The organism is Streptacidiphilus fuscans (assembly GCF_015690355.1).
Taxonomy (GTDB): Bacteria; Actinomycetota; Actinomycetes; order Streptomycetales; family Streptomycetaceae; genus Streptacidiphilus; species Streptacidiphilus fuscans.
Map to the genome: position 1 here is coordinate 71,132 of NZ_JADPRT010000018.1, position 26,899 is coordinate 98,030.

At 71.2% G+C, this 26,899-nt stretch carries 20 protein-coding genes and 3 pseudogenes; 9 read left to right on the top strand and 14 right to left on the bottom strand.

Annotation, left to right across the window (positions count from 1 at the left end):
• Nucleotides 1–3 precede the first annotated feature (3 nt).
• The 3 genes from I2501_RS32430 (at nt 4) to I2501_RS32440 (ending at nt 4,416) form a co-directional block, all read left to right on the top strand.
• Complete coding sequence (locus tag I2501_RS32430) at nt 4–1,308, top strand: carbohydrate-binding protein (protein WP_196197897.1); 1,305 nt, start codon at nt 4–6, stop codon at nt 1,306–1,308.
• 229 nt (nt 1,309–1,537) lie between these two features.
• Nucleotides 1,538–2,269: a hypothetical protein gene (locus tag I2501_RS32435; protein ID WP_196197898.1), complete on the top strand. Its 732-nt coding sequence runs from the start codon at nt 1,538–1,540 to the stop codon at nt 2,267–2,269.
• 548 nt (nt 2,270–2,817) lie between these two features.
• Nucleotides 2,818–4,416 carry a peptidoglycan-binding protein gene (locus tag I2501_RS32440; protein WP_196197899.1) on the top strand — a complete coding sequence of 533 codons (1,599 nt, stop codon included), beginning with the start codon at nt 2,818–2,820 and terminating at the stop codon, nt 4,414–4,416.
• A 134-nt stretch (nt 4,417–4,550) separates the two neighbouring features.
• Here I2501_RS32440 and I2501_RS32445 read toward each other — a convergent pair whose 3' ends face one another.
• The 5 genes and pseudogenes from I2501_RS32445 to I2501_RS32465 all read right to left on the bottom strand — a co-directional run bounded on the left by I2501_RS32445 (nt 4,551) and on the right by I2501_RS32465 (nt 8,890).
• On the bottom strand, nt 4,551–5,456 hold the full coding sequence (locus I2501_RS32445) for a COG4705 family protein (protein ID WP_215910196.1): 906 nt from the start codon (nt 5,454–5,456) through the stop codon (nt 4,551–4,553).
• A gap of 246 nt (nt 5,457–5,702) precedes the next feature.
• The gene (locus tag I2501_RS32450) at nt 5,703–7,091 is read right to left on the bottom strand and encodes a bactofilin family protein (protein ID WP_196197900.1); all 1,389 of its coding nucleotides are present in this window, start codon (nt 7,089–7,091) and stop codon (nt 5,703–5,705) included.
• A 415-nt stretch (nt 7,092–7,506) separates the two neighbouring features.
• Complete coding sequence (locus I2501_RS32455; RefSeq protein ID WP_196197901.1) at nt 7,507–7,869, bottom strand: VOC family protein; 363 nt, start codon at nt 7,867–7,869, stop codon at nt 7,507–7,509.
• A gap of 90 nt (nt 7,870–7,959) precedes the next feature.
• A pseudogene (locus I2501_RS39885) lies at nt 7,960–8,097 on the bottom strand (IS256 family transposase); the annotation flags it as partial.
• 238 nt (nt 8,098–8,335) lie between these two features.
• Nucleotides 8,336–8,890 (bottom strand): hypothetical protein, encoded by a 555-nt coding sequence (locus tag I2501_RS32465; protein WP_196197902.1) that lies wholly within the window; start codon nt 8,888–8,890, stop codon nt 8,336–8,338.
• Nucleotides 8,891–9,215: 325 nt separating this feature from the next.
• Between I2501_RS32465 and I2501_RS32470 the strand changes: the two are divergent.
• A pseudogene (locus tag I2501_RS32470) lies at nt 9,216–9,503 on the top strand (DUF1330 domain-containing protein); the annotation flags it as partial.
• 90 nt (nt 9,504–9,593) lie between these two features.
• On the opposite strand, the gene I2501_RS32475 reads toward I2501_RS32470, so the two are convergent.
• The 4 genes from I2501_RS32475 to I2501_RS32495 form a co-directional block, all read right to left on the bottom strand.
• A complete protein-coding gene (locus I2501_RS32475; RefSeq protein ID WP_196197903.1) occupies nt 9,594–9,989 on the bottom strand; it encodes a YcxB family protein in 396 nt (131 codons plus the stop codon).
• 141 nt (nt 9,990–10,130) lie between these two features.
• Nucleotides 10,131–11,018 carry a TIGR03619 family F420-dependent LLM class oxidoreductase gene (locus tag I2501_RS32480; RefSeq protein ID WP_236047713.1) on the bottom strand — a complete coding sequence of 296 codons (888 nt, stop codon included), beginning with the start codon at nt 11,016–11,018 and terminating at the stop codon, nt 10,131–10,133.
• Nucleotides 11,019–11,373: 355 nt separating this feature from the next.
• Nucleotides 11,374–11,721: a hypothetical protein gene (locus I2501_RS32490; protein WP_196197904.1), complete on the bottom strand. Its 348-nt coding sequence runs from the start codon at nt 11,719–11,721 to the stop codon at nt 11,374–11,376.
• Nucleotides 11,722–11,834: 113 nt separating this feature from the next.
• Nucleotides 11,835–13,007 carry a hypothetical protein gene (locus I2501_RS32495; protein ID WP_215910198.1) on the bottom strand — a complete coding sequence of 391 codons (1,173 nt, stop codon included), beginning with the start codon at nt 13,005–13,007 and terminating at the stop codon, nt 11,835–11,837.
• Nucleotides 13,008–13,415: 408 nt separating this feature from the next.
• Between I2501_RS32495 and I2501_RS32500 the strand changes: the two are divergent.
• A pseudogene (locus I2501_RS32500) lies at nt 13,416–13,520 on the top strand (sulfurtransferase); the annotation flags it as partial.
• A gap of 410 nt (nt 13,521–13,930) precedes the next feature.
• Here I2501_RS32500 and I2501_RS32505 read toward each other — a convergent pair.
• The gene (locus I2501_RS32505; protein WP_196197905.1) at nt 13,931–14,269 is read right to left on the bottom strand and encodes an RNA polymerase-binding protein RbpA; all 339 of its coding nucleotides are present in this window, start codon (nt 14,267–14,269) and stop codon (nt 13,931–13,933) included.
• 176 nt (nt 14,270–14,445) lie between these two features.
• A complete protein-coding gene (locus I2501_RS32510; RefSeq protein WP_196197906.1) occupies nt 14,446–15,474 on the bottom strand; it encodes a rod shape-determining protein in 1,029 nt (342 codons plus the stop codon).
• 475 nt (nt 15,475–15,949) lie between these two features.
• Here I2501_RS32510 and I2501_RS32515 point away from each other — a divergent pair, with 475 nt between their 5' ends.
• Nucleotides 15,950–18,715, top strand: coding sequence for a SpoIIE family protein phosphatase (locus I2501_RS32515; protein WP_236047745.1), 2,766 nt, complete (start codon nt 15,950–15,952; stop codon nt 18,713–18,715).
• 137 nt (nt 18,716–18,852) lie between these two features.
• On the opposite strand, the gene I2501_RS32520 is transcribed toward I2501_RS32515, so the two are convergent.
• The gene (locus tag I2501_RS32520; RefSeq protein ID WP_196197908.1) at nt 18,853–21,018 is read right to left on the bottom strand and encodes an ATP-binding SpoIIE family protein phosphatase; all 2,166 of its coding nucleotides are present in this window, start codon (nt 21,016–21,018) and stop codon (nt 18,853–18,855) included.
• Between the two features lie 218 nt (nt 21,019–21,236).
• Here I2501_RS32520 and I2501_RS32525 point away from each other — a divergent pair, with 218 nt between their 5' ends.
• On the top strand, nt 21,237–21,554 hold the full coding sequence (locus tag I2501_RS32525; RefSeq protein WP_196197909.1) for a hypothetical protein: 318 nt from the start codon (nt 21,237–21,239) through the stop codon (nt 21,552–21,554).
• Between the two features lie 35 nt (nt 21,555–21,589).
• On the opposite strand, the gene I2501_RS32530 is transcribed toward I2501_RS32525, so the two are convergent.
• Together I2501_RS32530 and I2501_RS32535 are read right to left on the bottom strand one after the other, a co-directional pair.
• Nucleotides 21,590–24,040, bottom strand: coding sequence for an ABC transporter permease (locus I2501_RS32530; RefSeq protein WP_196197910.1), 2,451 nt, complete (start codon nt 24,038–24,040; stop codon nt 21,590–21,592).
• On the bottom strand, nt 24,037–24,771 hold the full coding sequence (locus I2501_RS32535) for an ABC transporter ATP-binding protein (RefSeq protein WP_196197911.1): 735 nt from the start codon (nt 24,769–24,771) through the stop codon (nt 24,037–24,039). Before I2501_RS32535 ends, I2501_RS32530 begins: the two co-directional genes overlap by 4 nt.
• 163 nt (nt 24,772–24,934) lie before the next feature.
• Here I2501_RS32535 and I2501_RS32540 point away from each other — a divergent pair, with 163 nt between their 5' ends.
• Together I2501_RS32540 and I2501_RS32545 are read left to right on the top strand one after the other, a co-directional pair.
• Nucleotides 24,935–26,233, top strand: coding sequence for a sensor histidine kinase (locus I2501_RS32540; RefSeq protein ID WP_196197912.1), 1,299 nt, complete (start codon nt 24,935–24,937; stop codon nt 26,231–26,233).
• Nucleotides 26,221–26,862, top strand: a complete 642-nt coding sequence (locus I2501_RS32545) for a LuxR C-terminal-related transcriptional regulator (protein WP_196197913.1) — start codon at nt 26,221–26,223, stop codon at nt 26,860–26,862. The genes I2501_RS32540 and I2501_RS32545 overlap by 13 nt, the downstream gene beginning before the upstream one ends.
• Nucleotides 26,863–26,899: the final 37 nt, after the last annotated feature.

Genomic DNA, 26,899 nt, shown 5'->3' on the forward strand with positions numbered 1-26,899 from the left:
TTCATGCGGGTCGAAAGACGGATTCTTCGCACGGCACTCACGGTCGGCTCGGCGGTCGGGCTGGCAGTCGGGGGGTCGGTCCTCGCGGTGGGCTCGGCGCCCGCCGCGCTGGCGGCCACCACGTGCTCTGCGGCGTGGAGTTCGGGCACCGTCTACACCGCCGGACAGCAGGCCAGTGAGAACGGGATCGAGTACACCGCCAACTACTGGACGCAGGGCAACGACCCGGCGACCAGCAACGGCGGAAGCGGTTCCGGACAGCCCTGGACCTCCGACGGTGCGTGTTCCGGCGGATCGTCAGGGGGAGGCGGCACCACCGGGGGAACCACCGGGGGAGGGACCGGAGGCGGAACAGGTTCGGTGAGCGGCCTGCTCTTCAGCCCGTACAAAGACGTCACCATCAACATGAACTGGAACACCTACCAGATGCAGTCGGCCGTGACCGGGTCGGCTCTGCCGGTCGTGGGTTCCGGGAGCCTGGTGTCGCAGTACGTCCCGAAGCTGCCCGCGATCTCGCTCGCGTTCGCCACCGGCTCCTGTGGCAGCGAGACCTGGGGAGGTGTCTCGGGTGCCAACTGGGCCGCCGAGAACGTGCCCCAACTCCACGCCGCCAACCTGAACTACGTCGTGTCGACCGGCGGTGCCGCCGGAACCTTCACCTGCGACTCGACGGCGGGCATGGAGTCGTTCATCGCCCGCTACGCCAGCCCGAACCTGGTCGGCATCGACTTCGACATCGAGGGCGGCCAGAGCCAGTCGGACATCCAGAACCTGGTCGCCGCAGCGGCGGGTGCGCAGGCGCAGTACCCGAACGTGCAGTTCTCCTTCACGCTCGCCACGCTGGGTGCGTCCGACGGCAGCTACGGCGGAGTGAACTCGCTCGGCAACGAGGTCGTCCAGGCGGTGAAGGGCTCCGGCCTGAACAACTACGTCATCAACCTGATGACCATGGACTACGGCAACGCGTCCAGCAGCGTGTGCGTCGTCTCCAACGGCAGCTGCGAGATGGCCCAGTCGGCGATCCAGGCGGTGCAGAACCTCGAGCACACCTACGGAATCCCGGCGAGCAAGATCGCCGTGACGCCGATGATCGGCATGAACGACGCCACCAGCGAGACCTTCACCACCGCGGACGTGGACACGCTGACGTCGTACGCGGTCAGCAACGGCCTTGCCGGGCTGCACTTCTGGTCGCTGGACCGGGACACGCCCTGCTCCGACACGTACGCGTCGCCCACCTGCAACTCCGTCTCCAGCACCACGCCGCTGGAGTACACCAACCAGTTCCTGAACGACCTCGGGGACTGACGTAGCACCGACGAAGAACTGACGAAGAACTGACGTGGAACCCAGAGCGGGCCGCGCACGGGCAACCGGGCGCGGCCCGCTGCTGACGACGAGACGGGGTTCGGGCGACGGTCTGTCCGGCGCGCCGCCACCGAAACCGATCTCTCCAATTGCCTCACAAGCCCCCCACGCTGTCTTCGTCGCGGGCGCATACCGTATGCCAGGACAAGATTCCGTTCGAGAACCCTGGATGCCGCTCGTGGATTACTGCGCGTCGTGCCGTCGGCACGTCAACGGGGCACTGTCGTGCCCGGGTTGCGGCACCTACCTGCTGACGGACTCCTACTCCGCACGGAACGCCGAGCCGACGAACGCGATACCCGAGGAGTCGGTGCCGGTGGCCGCAGTGGCCGTCGGTGGACGCGCCGCGCGGAGACGGCAGCTGGCGCGGTTGAAGAAGCACAAGCGCAGGGCCGCCACAGCGGCGGTCTTCGCCGTCTTCGGCGGAGGTCTGTCGATCGCGGCGCTGCCTGGCGGTGCGACCGCCAAGCCCGCGGATGCGAGCGCGGCCACCGCGCCCCAGGCAGGAATCCAGCTCAGCAACCCCACGGGTGTCCCCAGCGCCGCGCCGACTCAGCCGGTGGCCGCCACGACGCCGCACCCGTCGGCGCCCGCCTCCACGCCGGCTGCCTCGAACACGCAGTCAGCGGCCCCCGCCCTGCCCACTGCGGCCCCGATGACGCAGACCGTCTCCCCGGCGCGCACTCAGGCCAGCACCCGGCAGGTCTCGGTCCGTTCGGCCGCGCCGCGCACCACCCCCGCCGCCGTGCCCACCACCGGTGCCGCTCCCACCACCCCTGCCGCGCCGACCTCGGCGCCCACGACGGCCACCCCGCCGCCGAGCTCCGGCGCGACTCCGCCCGCCACGAGCTCCACGAACCCGCCGACCATCTGCGTGCTGGGACTTGTTTGCCTCGGCTGACCGGGGTGGGCTTACGGGCTGTGCCGACGGGGGCTGTCTGCGCCTAGTGCGGTGACCCGCCGCCGTCGGCGGCACCCCGTGGGCGGACGCGGCGGGCGACGATAGTGCCCCCCTGCTGCGAGCCGGCGTTCAAAGGTGCCGTGTCGTCGGCCCGACGCCGCGATCCGAGCATGACGTGACGCTGCGTCAGCATGCAAGCCCTGGGCGGCTTTCCGCCGCATCCGCCGCATCAGCGCGCTCCGCAGCCGAAGCCTGGACCGACACCCACCCAGCCGACGCCTGTTCGGCCGCTGTGCCCATGCTGTCCCGCGCAATCGTCACGCTGCTGCCGAGCCCAGCAGCTCAGCGCCGGTGCCGTCCCGCAATCCCATCAGATCCCCTTTCGCTGTGGACACAAGCCGGACCAGGGCCGAAAGATCACCTGCAGCGCTGCTTCCGACTGCACCGCCCAAGCGCTGGACAGTTGGCTCCGGCAGGGCTCGAATGCCGCGTCGCCGAGCGGCTCCCGCGTTGCTCACCGCAACCAGACGTCAAGGTTGGAATGTGTCATGAACCTGTTTGACCAGGGCCACGGCCCTCGATTGTCTCGACGCAGGCTGCTGACCCTCGCTGGCGGCGCCGTGGTGGCCACCGCGACCAGCGTCGGATTCGCCAAGTCGGCGTCCGCGGCCACCGCGTCCACGACGACCGACTACGGGATCGACTACTCCGACGCGTCGCTGACCGCCGGTTCGGTCGCCGCGGCGGGCTACGGCTTCGTGTGCCGATACCTCAGCTGGCTGCCGAACCCGAAGGTGCTCACCCTGTCCGAGGCGCAGGCTCTGACCGCCGCAGGACTGGGCATCGTCTCCAACTGGGAGTCCGACGGGCTGCAGTCCTGGCAGAGCGGCGTCCCCGCCGACCCCTACTCCCAGGGGGCCGGGCACGCCACCGAGGCGCAGCGGCAGGCGCTGGCCAACGGGATGCCGTCGACGCGGCCGATCTACTTCAGCATCGACTTCGACCTTCAGCCCTCGATGTACTCCGCGCTGGGCTCCTACTTCGACGGCGTCGCCTCGGTGATCGGTCGGTCCCGGACCGGTGCGTACGCCGGCTACTACGTGATCCAGGAACTCTTCAACAGCGGGAAGATAGCCTGGGGTTGGCAGACGTACGCGTGGTCCGGCGGGAACTGGGACGGCCGCGCGCAGCTGCGGCAGGTCCAGAACGACATCACCGTCGCCGGGCACGACGCGGACCTCGACCAGGCGATGGCCGCCGACTTCGGGCAGTGGGGCGGCAAGGGCGGCGGCGGTGGCGGCGGTGTCATCCTGCCCTCCTGGCCGAACATCACCGACGGGATGACGGGGCCCAGCGTGCAGGCGGCGCAGTACCTGCTGCGCTACCACGGCGCATCGATCACCGCCGACGGCCAGTTCGGGCCGGCCACCCTTTCCGCGACCGAGAGCTTCCAGTCGGCGCACGGCCTCAGCGTGGACGGCCAGATCGGCCCGCAGACGTGGTCGGCGCTGATCGTGCAGGTCCAGGAGGGTTCGAGCGGCGACGACGTCCGGGCCGCCCAGGTGGAGCTCAACCGGTTCGGCTACGGGCTCACTGTCGACGGCAGCTTCGGCTCGGGTACCGACAGTGCCGCCCGGGCGTTCCAGTCCGCGCACGGCCTGGGCGTGGACGGCCAGGTGGGACCGCAGACCTGGCAGATGCTCGTCGGCACCGGGAGCGGCGCCTCCGGCGGCGGCACCGTCGCGCCGCCCTGGCCGAACGTCATCGACGGCGACACCGGGAACAACGTGCAGGCGGCGCAGTACCTGCTGCGCTACCACGGATCCTCGATCACCGCCGACGGCCAGTTCGGGCCGGCCACCCTGTCCGCGACCGAGAGCTTCCAGTCGGCGCACGGCCTCGGCGTGGACGGTCAGATCGGCCCGCAGACCTGGTCGGCGCTGATCGTCCAGGTGCAGGAGGGTTCGAGCGGGGACGACGTCCGGGCTGCCCAGGTGGAGCTGAACAAGTTCGGCTACGGCCTCGCCGTCGACGGCAGCTTCGGCTCGGGCACGGACAGCGCGGCCCGGGCGTTCCAGTCCGCTCATGGTCTGGGCGTGGACGGTCAGGTGGGACCGGAGACCTGGCAGATGCTCGTCGGTAGCTGACCGCCGAGCGCCTCCGGCGGCGAGCGTGCGGGGCGGGGTGACCGTGACGGTTCCCCCGTCCCGCGCTCGCGCCCGCTCGCCGCGTCGGAGCCGGGCCCGCCGTCTGGGGCCCGGTCGGCCTCCGCCCGTCCGGCCTACGCGGGGGACTGGGCGGAGAGGCGGGTCGCCGGTGCTGCGGCCGGTGCGCCGTTGGGGAGTTGGGGACGGCCGGTCCGCTGGTTCACCGGGACGAGCAGCGGCGCCGGGGGAGAGTGGCGTACGCGTCGGCCCTGATAGGCGGTCAGAACAGCGAGGAGAGCCAGCAGGACGGCCGTGCCGCCCTGGGTCCCCCACCCGAGACCACCCTGGCCGACCGGTTTCGTCAACCAGTCCCCGCCCGCGGCGCCGAGCGGACGCGTCAGGACGAACGCCGGCCAGAACAGCAGGGTGCTGTTGACCGCGGTCAGGTAGTGCGCGGCGAGAAGAACCAGCAGGATGGCCGCGATGCAGAGGAACGCGCCGCGGAAGCCGAGTCCGGTGTCGTCGGCAAGCCAGTCTCCGCTGGACGTGCCGAGCGTGTTGGAGACGAGGATGGCGGTCCAGTAGAGCATCTCTCCGGTGCGGCTGGAGATGTTCTCCACGTCGTAGGTCTGCCCGGTGGCCCACCAGGCCAGGAAGACGACCGCGAGCAGGGCAGTGAGGATGACCGCGCCCCACGCGTATCCGACTCCGCCCTGGGCGCTGCCGTGGCCGAAGCCGCGGTTCAGGAAGTCGGAGACCTCCGTCCCGACCAGGCTCGTGCCCAGGACGACGGACCAGTACAGGCCGGGCCGGAAGCGTCCCGCGCGGACCTGGGCCACCACCACGACGGCGAAGAAGAGCACGAACAGCGCGGCGGTGGCGGCGTAACCGAGCTTGAAGGTGATACCGAGCAGGTCGCCCAGGGTCTCTCCCAGCGTCACGGCGACCGTCTTGAGCACCCAGAACAGAGCCGTCACCTCGGGGAGTTTGCGCATCACATAGCGAAGCTCTGTCTGTCCGGGCTCCGTGTTCGCAATCACCGGTGCTGCTCCGTTCCGTCGCCGGCTCCCGGACTGCCGGCACGGCGTCCGGAGGCGCTGTCGTCCGGCGCGCCCGGGGCGGCGCGTCCGTGCTGGCCATCTTGGCAACGAACCGGCAAGCGCGGACGCGTCGTTCCCCCGGGAGGAGGCAGTCGCCACCCGAAGGAGCGACGAACTGTCGCGGCGGAGGGGTCTGTGACACTCGGTCAGACCAGCCTGGCGCGGTGGGCGCGTCGCGCGCGGCGACTACTTGACGCCCTTCTTGGCGTAGACGATGCCCTCGGCCGTGAGCTCCTTGACCACGCGGAGGCCGTTCGCGCCGATGGTGGTGAATTTGGTGGTCCCGCCGTCGCCGACGTTGATGTCCTTGTTGGCGCGGAGCACGCCGTGCGCCACGAGGTCTCCGTCGACACTGAGCCCGGACTTGGCGGCGAGCTCACCGGTGACGCGGAGGCCGTTGACTCCGATCGTGGTGAACTTTGTGGTGCCGCCGTCGCCGACGTTGATGTCTTTGTTGGCGTGGAGCTCACCGGTGACGCGGAGGCCGTTGACTCCGATGGTGGTGAACTTTGTGGTGCCGCCGTCGCCCACAGTGATGTCCTTGTCGGCGTGAAGCACGCCGTGCGCCACCAGGTCCCCGTCGACGCTGAGCCGTGACTCGGCGCTGAGCTCTCCCACGACGCGGAGGCCGGTGACGCTGACCGAGGAGAACTTCGTGCGCCCGGCCTCGCTGACGATGACGTTGTCGTTGGCGGTCAGCAGGCCGTTCACGATCAGCGAGGACTGGGCGGTGATGCCCTGGCTGACGGTCAGTGAGTCCAGCCTGGGGTCGGGCACGGTAAGGGTGAGGGTGGCGTACTGGTAGACCGCGGTGAAGCCGTTGGCGGCTGCCTGGGTCGCCGGAGTCCCGGAGAGCACCGTGGCCGCGACGATGAACGTGGTGTCGCGGACAATCCCGTTCGGCAGGCTGAAGGAGGCGGCGGAACCCTGGTGGACGGGGCTGGTGGATGTGCCGTCGTACAGCTGGAAATGGGTGCCGTTGCTCTCCCAGGTGAGGTGGATCGGGCTGCCGGCGCTGAAGCTCGTCAGCGGCGTGCTTGTCGCGGTCTGACTGCCGCGCGCCAGGAAGCTGTGCAGGTAGAAGGCCGGTTCGACGACCGTCATGGTCCGCCTGCTGTACTTCCGCGTGTAGCCGGAGCTGGCGGAAGCCTTCGAACGCTCCAGGATCCGGTAGGTGAGCGGGCCGCCGGAGGAGAGGAGATCACCGCTCAGACCGAAGTTCAGCGGGTAGTTGATCAGGTCTCGCTGCGGGTTCTGCAGCTGGAAGGTGATCAGGTAGTACGACCCCGTGGGTGCCCCGGGGAGGTTCAACTTCTGCCCGGTGTCCTTCCGGACCGAGAAGGTCCAGTCAGTGCTGCTGCTGACAGGCACCGGCGCCTTGGCGAAGTAGGCACGGTCGCGGGTGTCGTCCGCCGGGACGGCGATCTCGATGCGGGTGCAGTGAACGGCCTGGCTCCCGGGCAGCACGGCCAGGTTGATCGTGGCCGGGGTGGGGACGTCGGCCTCCGCCTGCAGCGGCGCGGGATTGGTGGACGCGCGGTACGTCAGCAGCGGGGCGGTCGAGGAAGACGGCACGATGGAGACCTTCCTGCAGGCGGTGAGGGAGGGGTGCCGGCTACTTGCAGGGCAGCGCTGAGCTGTGGTGGGGACGGGCGCAGGCATGGCCGGTGACGCCCCAAAGGCTTTGCTGGAAAGCGGCGGAGGTGAGGGATTGCTGCTGGTCAGCCGGTTCACCCAGGGTCGCGGCCGCCCCGCGAGCTGCGCAAGGCCACCAGCGCGGTCGGAGCTCACTTTCGGACACGGCTCCTGCTGAGTCGTCCGTGCAGTTCAGACGACATGTCGGTGCTCGTGTACGAACCAGCCGGGTCGGTTCCTTCGGGGCGAGTCCAACTCGGCGATCTGCCCGAATGTGAGCGGTTCAGGAACCGTTCCGGAAGTTCATGGCGACAGGACTGGTGGACAACCGCAGTCCGGGCTTCGGACGAGCCGGTCATTCCGAGTCGAAGCACAGACAGAACGGGTGCCCGGCGGGGTCGAGCATCACCCGCACGTTGTCCTGCGGCTGGAACTCCGCCACGACAGCTCCCAGGGCGACCGCCTCGGCGACGGCCGAGTCCAGGTCGCCGACCTGGAAGTCGAAGTGCATCATCGGGCGCTGTTCTTCGTCGACCGGTGGCCAGACCGGCGCCCGATAGCCATCCGCCTGCTGGAACACGAAAAACGGTCCATTAGGTGAGGCGGCGACGATGGCAGTCCCAGGTTCCTCGTGTCCGACGTGCCACCCCAGAAGCTCGGCGTAGAACGTGGCCAGACCACTGGGGTCCGGCGCCTCGATCGTCGTTCCCCACCACATGCCACCCGTTCGAGATCTCATTCCCGTAGCCTGCCCCATGATTGCGAGCTTGTCGTGCTCCTGGAGGCGCTCAGCCAAGGCTGCGCTGGATCAGACGGCGACCTGCTCCCCTTCTACCAGGGCACCGTTCTCGAACCTGGCACCGGCGCGGACCAAGGCGACCAGGTGGGCACCGGTGATCGCGCGCCATCGGTCCTGGGCGGATTCGACCAGCTTGAACACCATCGCACCTTACAGCCGCACTCATTCGGTGAATTCGCTCAGCGCCGACGACGGGACCGGGAGCGAGAGGCGCTCATCGAGAGCGCGCCGATCCCGAGCACCACCCACATCAACGCCCATGATCCGGCCATGGTGACCTCCTCTCTCTGATCCTGCAGGGTCACCCTGCCGCGACCGAACAGGCCAGGTGGTGCGCTTGAGCAAGATCTGAGACTGCGGTCCGGCAGCTCTTGGAATCGATCATCTAGGCATCCATCTGAGACAGCGACTCGTACAGAGCGGCTCGAAGGCGAGCGGAGGTGTCGACGCTCGTGCCGAGTGTCGCGCCCTTGAGATCCCCAGCGAACGCCCCGATGCGATCCAAATCCCTGAGCTGCCTGGACAATTCGCCGGCCAGCACGCCGTCCGGGTCGTCGGCGTGAGTGTCGTCCTGGTTGAGTAGTTGATCGACTGCCTCAACAGCTCTGCCACTCACCCATATCGCGAAGTTCGCGCATCCGTGCATGTAGGTCTCCGCAGCGTAGAGGACCGCTGCGGCTGCGGAGTCGTCTGCGTCATCAGGTCCATCCTGGCCGTCGTTGTGACAGTAGTCGCTCAGATAGAACGAGCCGAGCGCCTGCTTGATCTCCACGAAGGCCGTCGAGTCGCCGAAGGCCGCCTCCCAGACGGCGTTCAACAGGGGTCGAAGACTCAGGGTGAAGTCCCGCTGATCCTCGTTGGGCAGTGATTCATGCATCCGTATGAGTCGTTCGGCAACACCAGCCGCGAACACCACCAGCTCGCCGTCCGAGGCTGCCATCAGACGAGCCGACACCTGGGTGTCCAGCTCTTGCCACCTTGCCTGCGACACGACTCGGCCTCTCCGCTGTTCGACATCGACTACCGGGTGCCGCCGACAGTACCGAGCAGGACTGGCATCGGCGTCTGCGGTGCCACACTCCCGCTGGACGAATTGGGTGGGTACGGGCGGAGGGATGAGCGGGGCCGGTCTGAGCCCCGTCTGCAGGTGGGTAGCGTGCTTCGGCGAGTGCAAACCGACGCCATAGCCGGTCATTGAGCGCGACCGATATGATTTCGACGTCGCAGCCGGATGTACTCTTCCGAACACTGGAGGTTCGGTAGCCAAGGGCTACTGGGTCAGCGCCTATCGCACCATTTTGGACCCTCAGAAGCTGGCTGCCTACAATCAGTTGGCCGGTCCGGCTGTCCAGGCCGGGGGCGGGCGGCTCCTCTCGCGTGACGGGCAGGTGGTCGCACGCGAGGCCGGAATCGCCGAGCGCACTATCGTGATTGAGTTCGACAGTTTCGAACGCGCCCTTGCGACATACGAGAGTGATGCCTACCAGGAAGCGTTGGCCGCTCTCTCCGACGGTGTCGAGCGCGACTTCCGCATCATCGAAGGCATCGACTGACTGGGGTTGAGTCGGGACCTGCCGAGAGGCTCGGCGAAACCATCACGGCTCGCTCATGTGGCAGCAGCACCTGGGCCGCCACCGGGCGCGTCACGCCGAAGCGCCCTCAAGCCCCTCGCGCACACGGTACTTCGGCGCCCAGCTCCTGAGCTGCTCCGCGAGGTCAGCGCGCTCGCCCTGAGGTACCGCTGACACGGGGACGACGACGAGCCCGTTGGGATCACGCTGGATGACCCAGGCGAGATGCCGCTCATTGACCACGCGGATTCCCGACCACGGGATCTCCTGCGTTCCCTGCGTGTTGGTGACGCGCAGGCCCTGTGCCGAGAGCTCGACGGTCGTGGGCCCGGCGAGGTACTCGAAGATGCCGACCGCGCCCTTGTCCACCAGCTTCCGCATGAGTCCCTGGAACAGTCCCTTCGCGGCCGGAGCCAGCATTTCCTGCAACTCCGGGATCGTCAGATCGAAGCTGTACCTGTACCCCACGCCAAGGCCTCCCTTTCCGCGCGAACGCCTACGGTTCCGCGGGTGACGGGAGATTACCAGGGAGCCGGACTCGCAGGCCCAGCCTGCCGACCGGCCTTCGAGCGCGCGGCCTGGTTCACACGAGTACGAGCGGACGCTGCGTCAGCTGAGCTGCGGCATGACCTCGGACGCGATCCACTCCATGGCCCGCTCGACATCTGCAGCCGCGACGGGAAGCCACAGCGTGCAGACGTCGAGCCCCGCCTCCGCGAGTTGCCGCAAAGCCTCGGCGACTGTCGCCGCACTAGGCGCAGCGCCGCCGAGTGGCTGGCCTGGAGGCGGGACGACCGCAGGGATCCCCGGTGGCGTGAGGAACGCGGCCGAAGCGAGTGTCAGGCGTTCGGCGTTCTGCTCCGTTTGGGCGAGTGCGCGGAGACGGCGCTTCACGTCGCGAACCTCCGCCGCGTCGGCGCCGGTGCCGTACCAGCCGTCGCCGAACCGCAGGGCACGGCGCAGCGCGGCGTCGCTGTGGCCGCCGACCCATACCGGCGGGCCACCGCGCGTCACCGGTGTGACTCCCAGATGGGCTGCGCGGAACTGCGTGAACGGCCCCTCGAAGTCCGCGGGACGGTCCGTCCACAGGGCCTTGGCGGCGGCGAGATGGTCGTCCGTGCGTGGGCCTCGTTCGCGGGACGGCACGCCGACGGCTTCGAACTCGTCGGGGTTCCAGCCGGTGCCGACGCCCAGGATCAGGCGGCCGCCGGAAACGACGTCCAGCGTGGCGGCCTGGTTGGCCAGCACCAGCGCCGGATAGTACGGCGCGACGAGCACGGACGTCAGCAGCCGCAGGCGGGTCGTCACACCGGCGACGGCCGAGAGCAGGACGAGCGGGTCGCTGTCGAGGCCGAACCCGCTGTCCAGGAGGCGGTTGCCGACCGCCACGTGGTCGAACCCCAGGTGCTCGGCATGTAGGGCGGCGCGGAGCACGGCCGTGCCGTCCTCGACCGGCCAGCGTGGCTGGAGCGAGACACCGAGGCGCAGCTGGGGCATGAGAGCGGGCCTTTCAGTGGCGGTCCGGCGGCGTCAGAACGATTGCCGGACCGCACTGACAGGACACTCAACACCGTCACCTCGTCGGTTCATCCCCAGATGTCGACCACGGTGAGGCAGCGGGTCCCGCCTGCTTCAGCGCCCGAAGAGTGTGCCGCCCGTGACACCGAGGACTGTCGGCAGGAAGAGCAGGGCTGCGGAGATGAAGACGAGCGCAATCGGGGTTCCGGTCGGCATCAAGGGCTCCTGACGGTGAGTGAGTGAGGCTCTTGTGGCCAGTCCAGCAGCGGTCGGCGGGCGCCACGACCTGGTGTAGGCCGTTCGGCGGCGTTCGCGGTACTCGGCGGCCGTTCTCTTACATGGCGTCAGGTGGTGGCTGAAGGTACATCAGTGAGGTGGTCGGCAGTCGGACGCGGCCGGTGACCAGGTGACACTCGCGGCTGTCGAGCGACGCGCTGCACCAGCCCGGCGAGTCGGAGGAGGACCTCCACCGTACGGCGTCGATGCCCGTGGTGGCGGCGTGCTCGTGCGGTAACGAGAGTGCGAGTCGGCCGGATCCGTCGGGCTCGGGCTCGATGCGGTGGGGGATCCCGGCGGTGGCGAGAGCCGCGATGAGGTCGACGGTCGCGGGTGGGCAACCCTGTTCGACTGCGGCGTGGATGAGTTGGGCCGGGGTGGGATGGTCAGGCGTGATGTCGGTCATGGTCGGCCGGGGGAGTTGGGACGGGGGTGGTCGCTGGGCCACCCCCGTCGTGCTTCAGATGCGGACTAGTGCGCGATCAGTGCTCGGCTCGGCCCGTCGTTAGCGATCAGGCGTCAGTGCAGGATCGCGTGGGAGATGGCGCAGCTGTTGGTGTCGTTGGACCAGCTGGACTGCTCCGCGTAGGTGCCGAAGCTGCCGAAGGAGATGTTGGCGGCGCCACCGGCGGTGCCGGGGCTGAGCCAGGCGCACTCGTCGGAGTCCTCCTGGCCCTGGTACGAGCTGCCGGTGTTGTTGGTCCAGCCGCCCGCCGGGTTCATGTCGGACATCATCTCGTGCCACTCGTGGCCGAGGGTCATGGTGTACCCGTCAAGCGTTCCGGGGGAGTTGACGAAGCCGACGCCGCAGCTCGCGCCCAGGTCCATGTTGTACGGCTGGTTGGAGAACGCGATGTCGCCGTAGGACGAGGAGACCGGGCCGCCGGTCAGGGTGGAGTCGCCGTTGTAGTCGTGCCAGGCGCAGTACCCGGTCGTCGGGTTCTGGTAGCCGTCCGGGTCGGTGCCGTGCGGCGACAGGATGACGTAGTAGGCGTTCCGGTTGGACGCGGCGGTGGTGTTGCCGAAGTGGGCGGCTGCGGCGACGGCCTCCACACCCAGCTGGTGGCCGGTGGCGTTGGTCGGCTCGGCCTTGGAGTTGTCGTACCAGACGCCGGACAGCACGCCGCCGGTCTGGTAGGGGATGAACGCGGCGTTGCTCGGGCAACTGGTCGCGCCGACCGCCACGTTCGGGCCGTCGCAGTACTGGGTCAGGTCGGCGGACCAGGTCTCGCTGTTGGTGCCGATGCCCTTGAACATCTGCTGCGCGGCGGACGCGGCGTGGTCGGGGTCCTTGGTGAACGTCGCGTTGCCGTTCGAGTCGGTGCCCTTGGTGCCCCACTGGGTACCGTAGAAGACCAGGTAGACCTTGGCGTGGCCGCTGTTGACGCCGATGCCGTCGATGCCGCCGCCGTAGGAGAGCGTCTCCGGCCCGGTGGTGGCGAGGGCGGCGTTGTGGGACTTCGCCCACGTCTGCATCTTGGCGTTCTGGGCGCGGGTGGGGATGGCCCCGTGCCGGTAGGCGTGCTGGTACTGGGGGCTGTAGGGGTTCGTCTGCGGCGACGCGTGCGATCCGGCGGCGGCCATCGCGGCCGGGGCCTGCGCCATGGCGAGGGCGGCGCTGGTGATCAGGGTCAGCGAGGCGAGTCCGGTCAGGATCTTGTGGCTCGTGCCGCGCTGGCGGGGGTGACCCATGAAGGTTGATCCTCTCTGCCACGCAGTCTCCGGGTGGAGACGGCGCTGTGTGGGGAACGGCCCGCGCGACGGGGGTTGCCGACGACGAGCCGCCAACTGGCGGGTTGAGAAGCGCGCTTGGGGGATACGGGTGGAGCGTTCGAGTGGTGCACCACTGGCCGGGGTGTAGCGAAGCAGCTCTGTCCGTGCCGGGTCAATGAATTGCGAAGTCAGCGCTTCCGTTAACGGTTAAGAGAGTTGCCTTGAACGTCAGAAGGCCGTCCGGTGCCTGTTCTCGCTGCCGCGAGCGCCTGATCCGTCGACCTCTGGCCCGGGGTTCGACGCGGGCAGATGAGGGGGGCGTCTGCTGGAGGGACGGGATGTCCGCCCGACGGCCGGGTGCGCCGGGCCGGGTCGGCCGGGCCGGGTCGGTGGTTCGTCGTCCACGAACTCCTCGACCACCCGAACGTCAAGAACTACGACGGCTCGTGGACCGAGTGGGGCGCGACGGTCGGCGTGCCGATCGGGAAGTAGCGGGGCACGGCGCTGACCGGGCCGGTCCCGGCCCGTTGACAGTCGGCCCGTGCGCTGACTTGGCCGCTCTGGATGCAGCCCTCGCCGACCGCCCGGTGGAAGTCCTACCCGTGCGCGGCGGCGGGGAGTGGCGCTCCGGCCACCGCCCGGGCGCCCGCCACCTGCACCCTCCCGAGCTGCCCGGCGCGATCACCGACCTTCGGACACGCAGTACCGCGTCCACTGCCGCAGCGGATTCCGTGCCGGCATGGGAGCTTCGGCGCGTCGCTCATCGCCGCGGCGGGCCGCGACGTCGTCCTGGCCGACGACGTCATCGACCACGCGTGGCTCGGTGGCCGCCGTGGCGGCGGCCCCGGGCGGGGAGGTCGCAGTGGTGGTGGGCTGCGACGTCCCGGGTTGGCTCGGTGTTGTCAGATGGTGCCGCGGAGCTTCGCGAGTGCCTCGTTGAGGAGGACCTCACCTTCCTCCTGGCTGCGGCGCTGGCGAACGTAGCCCATGTGCGTCATGTACGGCGCGTTGCTCTCGACGGCGGGCGTGTTCTCGCGGTCCGGCCCGGCCGGAAGGCCGCACTTGGGGCAGTCCCAGACATCCGGGACCACGGCCTCGACCGCGAAACTGGGCTGGCTGTGGTGGCCGTTGCCGCACCAGAACGACGCCACGACCCGGGGAGCGAGATCTCCGCGCTCCGGTTCCCCCAGCGGCCCCGCCCCGATGCGGGCGCCCCGCAGGCCGCCTCGTCCCTGTGCCATGGTCTTCTCTCCCCAGCCTCGACACCCACGCCGCGGATGGGCATGGGAAGGGCCAAGCGTACGGGGAACGGCGGGCGGCGCGTCCCCCGGGTCCGGTGGGACCGCCGACCCAGGCCCACCGGGCGGCCCGGGCAGCGGTCAGGACGAGCACCAAGTGGCCACCGCCACAAGAGAGTTCAACCCTGCGCGCGCTCCGTGGCGGGGGCCGGGCGCTGCCACGAGCTCGGCGCGAAGGCGTGGGCCCGGTCGGGGTCGCGGGCCAGCAGGCCGAGCCCGGCCGCGGTCCTGGTGTCCGGCGCATCGGCGACCCGGACGGGTACACCCAGTGCGGTCTGGAGGCAGTCGCGGAGCCATCGTCCGTTCGCCAGGCCGCCGGTCAGCACCAGGCCGTCCTCGGTGATCCGGGCGAGGAGCTCGTCGGGGCAGCGGCTGAGCACCGTGCGGACCGCGTCGGCCACGTCGGTCAGGAGCGGCCGGCACACCTCGTGGACCTCGTCGGGGTGCACGTGGACGGCCTGGTTCGTTCCGTCGCCCACATGCCGTCCCCGGGTCAGCAGCTCCGCACTCGACGCTCCGTCGGCGCAGTCCGCGGCGATCCGCACCTGCTCGGCCGCGACCGGCCCGAGCGCCACCTGGTGTTCCCGCCGGACCCAGCCCGTGACGGCCTGGTCCAGGAGGTCCCCGCCGAGCGGCAGTGTCGCGGCGTCGACCATGCGGCCGCGCGCGAAGACCGCGAGCTCGCAGGTCCCCGCGCCGACGTCGACCAGCATGCCCTCGGCCCCGTCCGCGAACGGCAGCACACCGCTCAGCGCCGCCGCGACGGGGGAGGGGACGACCACGGCGCGGGCCGCGCCCACCTGCACGAGCGCCTGTTCCAGCGCCCGGACCTGCATCGTGGAGCAGTCGACCGGGGCGGAGGTCACCACGACCGGACGGCGCGCCCATCGCGAGGATCGGGCGTGGTCGAGGGCGTGCCGGACCAGCATCCGGGCGGCCTCGAAGTCGGTCACCCGGCCGGCTTCCACGGCGCGCCGGACGGTGACGCCCTCCGGGGTACGTCCGATCATGTTCTTCGCAGTGGTTCCCACCGCGCAGGCCCGCCCCTGGAATTCGTCGAGCGCGACGAGGGAGGGTTCGTCCAGCAGCGCCCCGCGCTTCGGATGCCAGGCACGGATCCGGGACGTGCCCAGGTCGATTGCGGCCACCGGGGGTGTCCAGCCATGGTGCACGGTTCTTTCCTCTCCCCGACGCACGAGTGCCGCCGCTTGCGTGAGCCCGGCAGTCGCGGCAACAGACGCGAGCTGCGGCCACGGACGAGAGCCGCGCGCGACCGGGCCGAGCACGGCCATGCACCAGCCTGCCTCCTGCACAGGTGCGCACGCCAAGCGGGCACGCCCATCGGAGGAACCGCGCCGTCCCGGGGCTGCCCCGCAGGGGTGGGTACGGGGGAGTCAGGGGTAGAAATGACGTATGCGCAGGTCTCGTCTGCTCTCGGCTGCGGGCCGCGTGCCCTGGCCCTGGGCGCGCCGCGCTGCGGGTGAGCGTCGCCGAGGCAGCAGGCGGGAGCGCGCCGACCCTGTTCCGACCGAGCCTGTTGCGACCGAGCCCGCAGCCGGGGGCGGTGCGCCGCCTCGGACGGGCGGACGGGCGCGGAGGTTCGGGCCGGTGTCGTTCCTCAACATGCGCAGCGTCGCCGGTCAGGCCTTTGTCTGGCAGTTCGCGGTGCTGCTGCTCCTCGCCGCCGCCGCGACGGTCGCCCTGGTCCTGAAGACCACCAGCGACACCCAGAACGACGCCCGCCACAAGGCGCTCGCCGTCGCCGAGGGTTTCGCGCACGCCCCCGGCGTGGTGCAGGCCCTTCAGTCACGCGATCCCACGGCGGTGCTCGAACCGCTGACCCTGGCGGCCCAGAAGGGGGCCGGGGTGGACTTCGTCGACGTGCTTGCCACGGACGGCACCCGGTACACGGACCCCGATCGGGCACTGATCGGCCTGCGCGCCGAGGGCGACATCGGCCGGGCGGCAGCCGGTCAGTCCTTCACCGAGATCTTCAAGGGTTCGCCGCAGAACGCGGTCCGCGCGCTGGTCCCGGTCCAGGACGCGCACGGCCACGTGGTCGGACTGGTCTCCACAGGCGTGCAGACCACGGACGTCACCGCCACGGTGAACCAGCAGCTGCCGCTGATCCTGGTCGTCGCGGCGGGCGCGCTGGTGTTCGCCACGGGCGGCGCGACGCTGGTGAGCAGGCGCCTGCGCCGCCAGACGCACGGCCTGGGGCCGGTCGAGATGACCCGGATGTACGAGCACCACGACGCCGTCCTGCACTCGGTCCGCGAGGGCGTGCTGATCCTGGACGCGGAGCGGCGGCTGGTGCTGGTCAACGACGAGGCACAGCAGCTGCTCGGCCTGCGCCCGGACCAGGTGGGGCTGCCGCTGGACGAGCTCGGGCTGGACTCCGAGATCGCCGAGCTGCTGTCGTCCGGCCGCACCGTCACCGACGAGGTCCACCCGGCCGGGGGACGCCTGCTCGCCGTCAACCTCCGGCCGACCGCCGTCCGCAGCGGACCCGCCGGATTCGTCGCGACGCTGCGTGACACCACCGAGTTGCTCATGGTCGCCGATCGGGCCGAAGAGGCCAGAGGGCGGCTCAAACTGCTGTACGACGCGGGCACCCGCATCGGCACCACCCTCGACGTCGTCGTCACGGCGCAGGAACTGGCGGACGTGGCGGTGCCCAGGCTCGCCGACTTCGTCAGCGTGAACCTGCTGGAGGACCTGCTGCGCGGCGACGAGCCCGCCCCGGGACCGGTCACCCCCGCCGCGTTGCGACGGGTGGCCAACCGGTCCGTCTTCGAGGGCGCGCCCGAGGCGGTGGTCCAGGTGGGCGAGATCGACTTCCGCACCGACCAGTCCCCGCAGGCCCGCTGCCTGGCCACCGGCGTGTCGGAGCTGCACCAGCTGGGCGACCCGGCCGTCGGCGTGTGGCTGGCGCAGGACCCGGCGCGTGCCGCCATGTCCCGCAAGTACGGCTTCCACTCGTGGATGGCGGTACCGGTGATCGCCCGGGGCACGACCCTGGGCGTGGTCGACTTCGTCCGCTCCCGGCGTCCCGAACCCTTCCAGGCCGACGACCTGGCCGTGGCCGAGGAACTGGTCGCCCGGGCCGCCGTCTGCCTGGACAACGCCCGCCGGTTCACCCGCGAGCACACGGCCGCCCTGACCCTCCAGCACAGCCTCCTGCCCCGGCGGCTTCCGGAGCAGTCGGCCGTGGAGGCGGCCTTCCGGTACCTGCCCGCCGATCCCCGGTTCGGTGTGGGCGGCGACTGGTTCGACGTGATTCCGCTGTCCGGCGCACGGGTGGCGCTGGTCATCGGCGACGTGGTCGGGCACGGCATCCAGGCCTCCGTGACCATGGGTCAACTGCGCTCCGCCGTACGGACGCTGGCCGACGCCGACCTCGCGCCGGACGAACTACTCACCCAGCTCGACGACCTCGTGCTCCGGCTGGCCGGCGACGCGGAGGCCGGGGCGGACGGGGACACGGACGTCCCCACGGTCGGGGAGATCGGCGCCACCTGCCTCTACGCCGTCTACGACCCGGTCTCCGGCGGCTGCTCCCTGGCGAGCGCGGGACACCCGGCACCTGCCGTGGCGTATCCGGACGGGACCTCGGACATCGTGGAACTGTCCGCCGGACCACCGCTCGGGCTCGGCGGGCTTCCGTTCGAGGCGGTCGAGGCGGTTCTGCCCGAGGGCAGCCTGCTCGCCCTCTACACCGACGGACTGGTCGAGTCCCGGCAACGCCCGATGGACGCCGGGCTCGACACGCTGCGGCGCGCCCTGACCGGCCCGGAACCGACTGCTCCTGACCGGCCCGCCGTTGACCGCCCCACCCCGGACCGCTCCGCGCTGGAGGGCGCGGCCCTCGACGGCTCGCTCGACCGTCTCTGCGACCGCGTCGTCGCCTCGCTGCTGCCGGACCGCCCGGCCGACGATGCCGCCCTGCTGCTTGCCCGAGTCCGCCGCCTGGACGCCGGGCGGGTCGCGACCTGGGACGTTCCCGCCGACTTCGCGGAGGTCGCCCGGGTCAGGGCGGACGCCGTCCGGCGGCTGTCGGCCTGGGGCGTGGAGGAGGCCGCCTTCGTCACCGAGCTGGTCATCAGTGAACTCGTCACCAACGCGATCCGGTACGGCGGCGCGCCCATCCAGCTGCGGTTGATCCTTCCCGAGCCCGCCGAGGCGCAGGGCGAGGCTCCCACGGGCACCTTGATCTGTGAGGTCTCCGACGCCAGCAACACCGCGCCTCACCTGCGCCGGGCCCGCGCGTACGACGAGGGCGGCCGCGGCCTGCTGCTCGTCGCCCAGCTCACCCAGCGCTGGGGGACCCGCCAGACCGCGAACGGCAAGATCATCTGGTGTGAACAGTCGCTGGTCACTGGCCTCTGACGCCTCCGTTCAGCGGGCCCGGTGGTCGAGGACCTCGTCGAGCCAGTCGAAGACGACCTGAGTGAGGCGTGATCGGTTCCAGACCTCGCAGTGGCTGGGCTCCTCCTACCGGACGGTCGAGAGAGAAGGAACGAGGGTCACGCCGAGGAGTCGATCGACTGCTCGGCCCAGATGGTCTTGCCTCGGCGGGAGTAGCGGGTGCCCCAGGAGTCGGCCAGCTGGGCGATCATGAACAACCCGCGACCGCCCTCGTCGGTGTCGGCGGCGTAGCGGAGATGGGGCGCGGTACTGGCGCTGTCGGACACCTCGCAGATCAGCGACCGGTCCCGAATCAGCCGAAGCCGGATGGGGGACTGGCCGTAGCGGACGGCGTTGGTCACCAGCTCGCTGACGACGAGTTCGGTCAGCGGAGCGTGCTCGGTCAGCCCCCAGGCCGTCAGTTGTTGCGCGGCCAGGGTGCGGGCTCCCGCCACCGCGGCTGGGTCCGAGGCGATGTCCCAGGTGGCGACGCGGTCGCTCGGCAGCGTGAGGGCGCGGGCCAGCAGCAGGACCGCGTCGTCGTCCGGCTGCCGCTCCCGCATGGCCGCGTCCACGGCGGCCCGGCACAGGGCGTCCAGCGAAGGACTCGGTGAGCTGAGCCGCCGCAGCAGTCTGGCCAGACCTGCGTCGGGATCGGCGTCGGGGTCGGACGTCCGGTCGTTGACCAGGCCGTCCGTGCACAGCGCCAGGATGCTGCCGTCGGGGACGTGGGCCTCGCTCGCCTCGTAGGGCAGCGTCCCCAGCCCCAGCGGAGGACCAGGGGGCAGGTCGACGACTTCCGCCTGCTGACCGGGACGGACGACCAGCGGCGGTGGATGACCCGCGCTCGCCATGGTGCAGTGTCCGGTGACGCGGTCGTAGACGACGTAGAGGCAGGTCCCGGCGATTCCCAGCGGGGCGTCCTGCGCCATGCCGTCCACGGACCGTGGGTCGTCCATGGCCCGTGTGTCGTCCACGGCGCGTCCTTCGCTCTGGCGGTGTGCCAGAGCGTCCAGTTGGGCCATGAGTTCGTCGGGTGCCAGGTCCATGCCCGCCAAGGTGCGGACGGCGGTGCGCAGTCGGCCCGCGCGCGCCACGGCGTGGATGCCCCGGCCTGCGACGTCACCGATCACAAGTCCGACGCGTGCCCCCGAGAGCGGGATGACGTCGAACCAGTCGCCCGCGACACCCGCATGAGCGCGGGCGGGGAGGTAGCGGTGCTCGGTCTCGATCGGGCTCGGGTCCGGCACGTTTCCGACCAGCAGGAGGCTCTGTTGCAGCGTCAGGGCCGCCCGGTGCTCCTTGGTGTAGCGGCGTGCGTTGTCGATGCTCACGGCCGCGCGGGCCACCAGGTCCCGGGCCAGGGTCAGATCGTCCTCGTCGAAGGGATTCGGCGTCTGCCAGCGGTAGAAGTGGGCGAGCCCCAGCGTGGTGTCGCGGGCCTTGACCGGGACCGTCATCAGCGAGTGGATGCCGGCGGCCAGGATCTTCTCCCCGCGGGCGGGGTCCTGGGCCAGCCACTGGGCGGACCGGTTGAGCACGGGGATGAGCAGGGGTTGCTCGGTGACCAGGCACCGGGCGTAGGGCGTACTCGCATCGAAGCTCATCCGGGCGCCCGCCGGGTACGTCGCCTCCGGTGCGTGTTCGGCGATCGACTTCAGCGCGGCCCGGCGCAGCACCGTCATGCTGTCCAGGGGCCCGCGCGGCGACTGCCCGCCTTCGGCGACGCCGTCCAGAAGGTCCACCGCGACGAAGTCGGCCAGCCGGGGGACGGAGACCTCGGCGAGTTCCTCAGCGGTCCGGGTGACGTCGAGCGTGGAGCCGATCCGTTCGCCGGCCTCGTTGAGCGTGACCAACCGCTCCTGGGCGTGCTGGCGGTCGGTCACGTCGATCACGGCGGACGCCACGCCGAGCACCTGCCCGCCGGCGGTGGTGAGCCGGAAGGACGAGATGGCCCAGACGTGGTCGTGCTCGGGGTCGGCGGGGGTGCGTCCCCGATGCTCGGTGGTCAGGAGGGGCAGCCCGGACTCCAGGACGGTCCGGAGCCGGCGGACCATGCGCTCCCCCTCCGGGGTGGGGAACACCTCGTCGATCCGCAGGCCGAGCGTGTGCGCGGCGGCGATGCCGTGGATGCGCTCCAGCGCGGCGTTGAGTCGGACGAGCCGAAGGCGGGCGTCGTAGATCGCCAAGCCGATCGGGGACTGCCGGAACAGGCTGTCCAGCACCTCGACGGCGGCTTCCGCAGCGTCCGGTCCGCCGCGGCCCGTGACAGATGAGTGCTTCATCCGCTCCTCTCCGGGGTGCGATGCTGCCCGCGCACGGCTACCGGCCGACCAGGCCGTTCCTCCATCCTGCCCGCAGTCACGCTGCGCCGCAGCGCAGCGCAGCCCGGCCCGGCCCGGCGGGTGGACCGTCGGCCCGGCCGCCTCGCACGCGCTGTGGGCCAGGCCTAGCGTTACGGGTGAGGCGGGCTCGTTGCCCGGGTCCCCGATGGGGGTTGATCATGATCAACTGGGTGTTGGCCGAGGTCGACGTGAGGGTTGCGGCTGAGCACGAAGGTCAGCTGATTGCCGCCTATCACCGCCTGATCGCCCTGCCGCCTCCCGACGGCCTGCTCCAGACCGAGCTGCTGCGCGGTCAGGACGGTGGCTGGCGGATCCAGACCCTCTGGGCGGACAGGCTGGCCTTGGAAGCCGTGCGAGCGTCGTCCGAAGGGCCGACCGCGCCCCACCTCTTCCGCGACCTCGACGCCGACGTCTCGTTCGAGATCTTCGAAGTGGTGGACGAGTGGGTCACCCCGGAGCCGGAAAGCCTGCGGTGACCACCCGTCGCGTCGCCTCGACCCCTTCTCCCCGGCTACTCGATCCGCGGCGCGCTGCGCCGCAGGATCGCTCGGCCGGGCAGCAGCACCGCGGCCGCGCCCGGGACGAGGACGGCCGCCAGCAGGCCCGCACAGTACAGCGGCGGGAAGGAGAGCATCGCCAGGCCGGTCGTGGAGGCGGCGTAGGCGAACAGGGTCAGCCCCGCGACCGCCGTCCCGACCAGGATGCCGGTGCCGAGGATGATCCCGGTCTCCAGGCGCAGCGCGCCCAGCAGTTGACGCCGGGTGGCCCCGATCAGCCGGAGCAGCAGCAGTTCCCGGCGCCGGGACGCGGTGGCCACGGCGAGCGTGGTGCCCATGCCGATGAGGATGAACCCGGCGATCGCGACGACCGCGATCAGGCCGATGAGGCCCTGCTGCTTGGCGGTCTCGGCCAGGCTCGCTCCGTAGGCCGCGCGGTCCGCGGCGTGCAGTCCGGCGTACGAGCCCGTGAGGCCGCTGAGGTCGGCGTGGCCGTCTGCCAGGAGGTAGTCGTCCAGCGGTGTGGTCGCGTGTTCGGACACCAGGGGGAGCGGCAGGAGTACGTCCCCAAAACCCAGGCCCCTGTCGTAGACGGCGACGACCCGCAGCGTCACCGAGGTCCCGTCGCCGAGCCACAGTTGCCGCATGTCTCCGGGCTTGGCGCCGTGCGCCACCATCGAACTGAGCGCGACGGTGCCCTGCCCGGTCAGGTCGTCGAGCGAGCCGGCGGTGACCTTCGGGTCGAGGGTCTGCGCGACCGCGCCCTGGACGCCCTGGGCCTGGAGGGACTGGAGTTCGTCGCCGAGGGCCCAGACGTTCATCACCACCGTCGTGCGCTTGACCTCCGCAGCAGCGGTGACGCCGGGGGTGGCGCGGAGTTTGGTGTAGGCGTCCTGCGGGATCCCCGGGCCGGAGGAGGTCAGCACCTGGTCGGCGCGCAGGCCGGCCAGGGCCTGGGCCGCAGTCGCGTTCACCGTCGTGGTCTGGGCGAACAGTTGCGTGCCGCCGAAGGAGAGAGCCAGCGCGACCGGCGTGATCACCGCGGCCATCCGCAGCGCGGCGCTGCGCGCGCCGGCCGCGGCCAGACCGCCGGTGATCGGCGAGAACGCCCGCAGCAGAAGACCCAGGATCAGCGTGCCGGCCCGGGCGATCCACGGTCCGAGCAGCGCCACCGCCCAGATCAGGGAGACGACCAGTCCGCCGACCGCTGCGGCGGCGGTCTGCCCGCCCGTCAGGAACGTCACCACCAGCATCCCTGCGCCGAGCGCGAGGAAGACCAGGCCGGTGATCACCCGCCAGAGCGGCATCCGCCTCGGTTCGACCGCGCTCTCGCCCAGGGCCTGCACCGGCCGGATCCGCGAGATGCGCCGCGCGGACAGCCATGCCGCGCCGACCGACGCCAGGACCGTCGCCAGGGCCGCCGCCAGCACGGGGAACGGGCCCAGACGCAGGGCGAAGCCGGGCGGCAGGGCGCCCTGCGCGTGCATCCACGACTGCAGTGCCGCGCCCACGCCGAGGGAGGCGAGCGCGCCCAACAGGGCGGCGGGCACCGAGATCCGCAGCATCTCGCGCACGATGACGCGGCGTACCTGACGCGGCGTCGCTCCCACCGCGCGCAGCACCGCCAGCTCGCGGGTACGGCTGCGCACCGACAGCTCCATCAGCCCGGTCACCACGAGGAGCGTGACCAGCAGCGCGGTGCCGCCGAGGGTGGCGGCCTCGCCGATGGTGTTCGTGCGGACCTCGGCCACGGCCGGGTCCTCGACGTCGCCGCGGGCCGCGCCCGTGGACACGGACAGGCCGGGCACGGCCCGTCCGAGCGCCGAGGCCGACACGCTCTGCCCCGGCGCGGCCAGGACCACCAGCGCATCCGCGCTGCCGGGGTGGCCGGAGAGCGACTCGGCCTCCGCCTGCGAGAAGTACACGCCGGGCCCAGGCGTCACGCCGACGACGCGGAACTGCCGGGGCGCCGCGTTCACCTGCAGCTCGACCGACGAGCCGGGCTGCGCTCCGAGGCGCTGCGCGGTGGCCTGATCCAGCGTCACCTCGTCGGCGGCCACGGGCGCGCGGCCTGCGGTCGGCGCCGTGGAGGTGAGCTGCGCCGAGTCCCAGCCGTGGCCCACGGTGGTGACCGGCGCGCCGCCGGTCGCGGGGAGCGCGACGACCGGAACCGACACGTCGGGGACCACGTTCGCGACGCCCGGCACCGTCCGAAGCCTCGCAGCGTCCGCGAGCGGCACGCGGTCCCGTTCGACGAGCGGCCTGGTCTGCGTCTCGCGGTCCTTCCCGTCTTGCCGCACCACCGACACGCTCTGCGGACCGGCGACGACCGCCGCGGCCGAGGCATACCTCTCCACCGGCGCGTGCGCGCGCAGCGCCGACTCCAGCAGCACCCCGAAGGCGCCCATCGACATCGCCGCGAAGGCCAGCGCCACCGCCACCCCGAGGGCGATCCCGCGCCTCACAGCGTCTCCCAGCGCTTCAGCACGGTGGCCGAGGTCGGCGCGACGAGCTCGTCGACGATCCGGCCGGCGCTCAGGAAGACCACGCTGTCGGCAAAGGCGGCGGCTGCCGGGTCGTGGGTGACCAGGACGACGGTCTGTCCGGTCCGGTCCGCGGCCTCGCGCAGCAACCGCAGCACGTGCGCGGCCGTGTTCGGGTCGAGGGCGGCGGTCGGCTCGTCGGCGAAGACGATCTCCGGGCGGGTCACCAGGGCCCGGGCCACCGCGACGCGCTGCTGCTGGCCGCCGGAGAGCTGGTCGGGCCGGTGCCCGAGCCGCTCGGCGATGCCGACCCGGTGCACGACCTCGTCGAACCACCGCCCGTCCGGCTTCTTCCCGCCGAGGAACATCGGCAGGGTCACATTGCGCCGCACGTTCATCGTGGGCACGAGGTTGTAGCCCTGGAAGACGAAGCCGATCCGGTCCCGGCGCAGCCGGGTCAGCTGAGTCTCCCGCAGCCTGCCGAGCTCGGTGGCGCCGAGGTGCACCGTGCCGCTGGTGGGCCGGTCCAGGCCGGAGGCGCAGTGCAGGAAGGTGCTCTTCCCGGAGCCCGAGGCGCCCATGATCGCGGTGAAGGAGCCGCGGGGAAAGGCCCAACTGACGTTGTCGAGGGCGGTCACCGGGCCGTAGGTCTTGGTCACCCGCTCCAGGGTCACCGCGTACGCGGTGTCGGGCAGGGTCGCGGAGGCGGTCATCGTTGCTCCAGGTCATCGGCTTGCTGTCCCGGAAAACGCTAGTTTTGGATCTCCGCCGCCGACACGGGGCGCGCTCCCGGATCCGTGGTGTAGCGCGCTACACCACGAGCGGTGGGCCGTGCTCGCCCGACAGGGCCGGACCTGCGCCCTAGGATGATCGATCATGGACGAGACCAACCGCGTGCAGGAGAGACCGGGACCGGTTCCGACCCCGCGCGAGGTGTGGCGGGCGCTCCTCTTCCTGCTGACCGGCATCGGCACCGCCGTGCTGTCCTGGGCCTCGCTCCTGCTGGTGCCGTTCGTCGTGTTCCTCCCGGAGGACGGCAGCCCGCTGCGCAGCGTCGCCAACCACGAGCGCCGCCGCGTCGCCCGCGTGCTCGGCCGGCCCATCCCCGAGCCCGTCGCCCCGGCCCACGGCCGCAGTCCCTTCCTCCGTTCGGCCGCGGCGTGGCGCGAGGCGGGCTGGGTGATCGTGCACGGGTTCCTCGGCACCGTGATCCCCGTGCTGGTCACCGGCCTCTGGCTGACGGTCCCGCTGGCGCTCTCCGTCCCGTTCTGGTGGTGGGCGGTGCCCAGCGGGACGATCTCGATCTTCGTGCCGATCCGCAACTGGCCCGAGGCCGTCGTCCTGCCGTTGGCGTACGTCGTGCTGGCGGTACTCCTGCTCACCCCGCTCACACCGGCGCTCGCACGCGTGCAGGGCTGGTACGCGCAGATCCTGCTGGGCCCGTCCCGGCGAGCCGACAGGGCCGCGCTGGCCGCGCGCGTGGAGACCCTCACCGAGACCCGAGCCGACGCGGTCGAGGCGCACGGCGCGGAGCTGCGCCGCATCGAGCGCGATCTGCACGACGGCACGCAGGCGCAGCTCGTCGCCGCCGCGCTGCGACTCGGCCTGGCCGACCGGATGTTCGCGGAGAGCCCCGAGGACGCCAGGGCCCTGATGCTGGAGGCGCGGGCCGGGGTGGAGAGCGCGCTGACCGAGCTGCGCACGGTGATCCGCGGCATCTACCCGCCGATCCTCAGCGACCGCGGCCTGGCCGGGGCCGTGCGTGCGCTCGCCGCGGGCCGGTCGATGCCGGTCAGCGTGGACATCCCGGAACCGGAGCGGCGCTGCCCCGCCGCGGTCGAGGCGGCGGCCTACTTCGTGGTCGCGGAAGCCCTGACCAACGTGTCCAAGCACAGCGGCGCAACACACGCCGAGGTGAGCCTCCGTCACGTCGGCCCGGACCTGCGGGTCGTGGTCCGCGACGACGGCCGCGGCGGCGCCCGGGCCGGCCGTGACGGCAGCGGGCTGGCCGGCATCCGCCGCCGGGTGGCCGCGCTCGACGGCGTGACCAGGATCGAGAGCAGTGCCCGGGACGAGAGCAGCGCCCGCGACGGGGGCGGCGCCCGTGCCGAGGGCAGTGCACATGGCGAACGAAAGGGAACCACGTTGGAGGTGCGGCTACCGTGCGGCTTGTGATCGCCGAGGACAACGTCCTGCTGCGCGAAGGGCTGGTCCTGCTGCTGACCACGGTCGGCCACGAGGTCGTGGCGGTGGCCGGCAGCGGGCCCGAGGTGCTGCCGACCCTGCTCGAGTACCGCCCTGACGCGGCGATCCTCGACGTCCGGCTGCCCCCGGGCTTCCGCGACGAGGGCCTGCGCGCGGCGATCCAGGCGCGCAAGCTGCTGCCCGGCCTGCCGGTCCTGGTGCTCTCCCAGTACGTCGAGGAGACCTACGCGGCCGAACTCCTCGCCGACGGTGCTGCGGGGGTCGGCTACCTGCTCAAGGACCGCGTCTCGCGGGTCGAGGAGTTCCAGGAGGCCCTGGAGCGCGTGGCTGCGGGCGGCACCGCGCTCGACCCCGAGGTGGTCTCCCAGCTGATGACCCGTCGTGACCCCCTCGACGCGCTGACACCGCGTGAGCGCGAGGTCCTCGCGCTGATGGCCCAGGGCCGGGACAACCCGACCATCGCCACCTTGCTGCGGATCACCGAACGCTCGGTGAGCAAGCACATCGGCAACATCTTCCTCAAGCTCGGCCTGCCGCCGGACGAGAGCGGCGACCGCCGCGTGCGGGCCGTGCTGGCCTACCTCGAAGCGGGAAGCTGAAGCCTCAACTGGGCAGGGTGACGTAAAGGCCGCCTTG

Excerpts from the sequence above, each read along its gene's own strand:
- I2501_RS32515 (WP_236047745.1), top strand. The coding sequence starts at position 15,950 with ATGCGCAGCGTCGCCGGTCAGGCCTTTGTCTGGCAGTTCGCGGTGCTG.
- I2501_RS32535 (WP_196197911.1), bottom strand. The coding sequence starts at position 24,771 with ATGACCGCCTCCGCGACCCTGCCCGACACCGCGTACGCGGTGACCCTG.
- I2501_RS32540 (WP_196197912.1), top strand. The coding sequence starts at position 24,935 with ATGGACGAGACCAACCGCGTGCAGGAGAGACCGGGACCGGTTCCGACC.
- I2501_RS32480 (WP_236047713.1), bottom strand. The coding sequence starts at position 11,018 with ATGCCCCAGCTGCGCCTCGGTGTCTCGCTCCAGCCACGCTGGCCGGTC.
- I2501_RS32435 (WP_196197898.1), top strand. The coding sequence starts at position 1,538 with ATGCCGCTCGTGGATTACTGCGCGTCGTGCCGTCGGCACGTCAACGGG.
- I2501_RS32520 (WP_196197908.1), bottom strand. The coding sequence starts at position 21,018 with ATGAAGCACTCATCTGTCACGGGCCGCGGCGGACCGGACGCTGCGGAA.
- I2501_RS32490 (WP_196197904.1), bottom strand. The coding sequence starts at position 11,721 with ATGACCGACATCACGCCTGACCATCCCACCCCGGCCCAACTCATCCAC.
- I2501_RS32495 (WP_215910198.1), bottom strand. The coding sequence starts at position 13,007 with ATGGGTCACCCCCGCCAGCGCGGCACGAGCCACAAGATCCTGACCGGA.
- I2501_RS32440 (WP_196197899.1), top strand. The coding sequence starts at position 2,818 with ATGAACCTGTTTGACCAGGGCCACGGCCCTCGATTGTCTCGACGCAGG.
- I2501_RS32430 (WP_196197897.1), top strand. The coding sequence starts at position 4 with ATGCGGGTCGAAAGACGGATTCTTCGCACGGCACTCACGGTCGGCTCG.
- I2501_RS32465 (WP_196197902.1), bottom strand. The coding sequence starts at position 8,890 with ATGGCAGCCTCGGACGGCGAGCTGGTGGTGTTCGCGGCTGGTGTTGCC.
- I2501_RS32455 (WP_196197901.1), bottom strand. The coding sequence starts at position 7,869 with ATGTGGTGGGGAACGACGATCGAGGCGCCGGACCCCAGTGGTCTGGCC.
- I2501_RS32525 (WP_196197909.1), top strand. The coding sequence starts at position 21,237 with ATGATCAACTGGGTGTTGGCCGAGGTCGACGTGAGGGTTGCGGCTGAG.
- I2501_RS32505 (WP_196197905.1), bottom strand. The coding sequence starts at position 14,269 with ATGGCACAGGGACGAGGCGGCCTGCGGGGCGCCCGCATCGGGGCGGGG.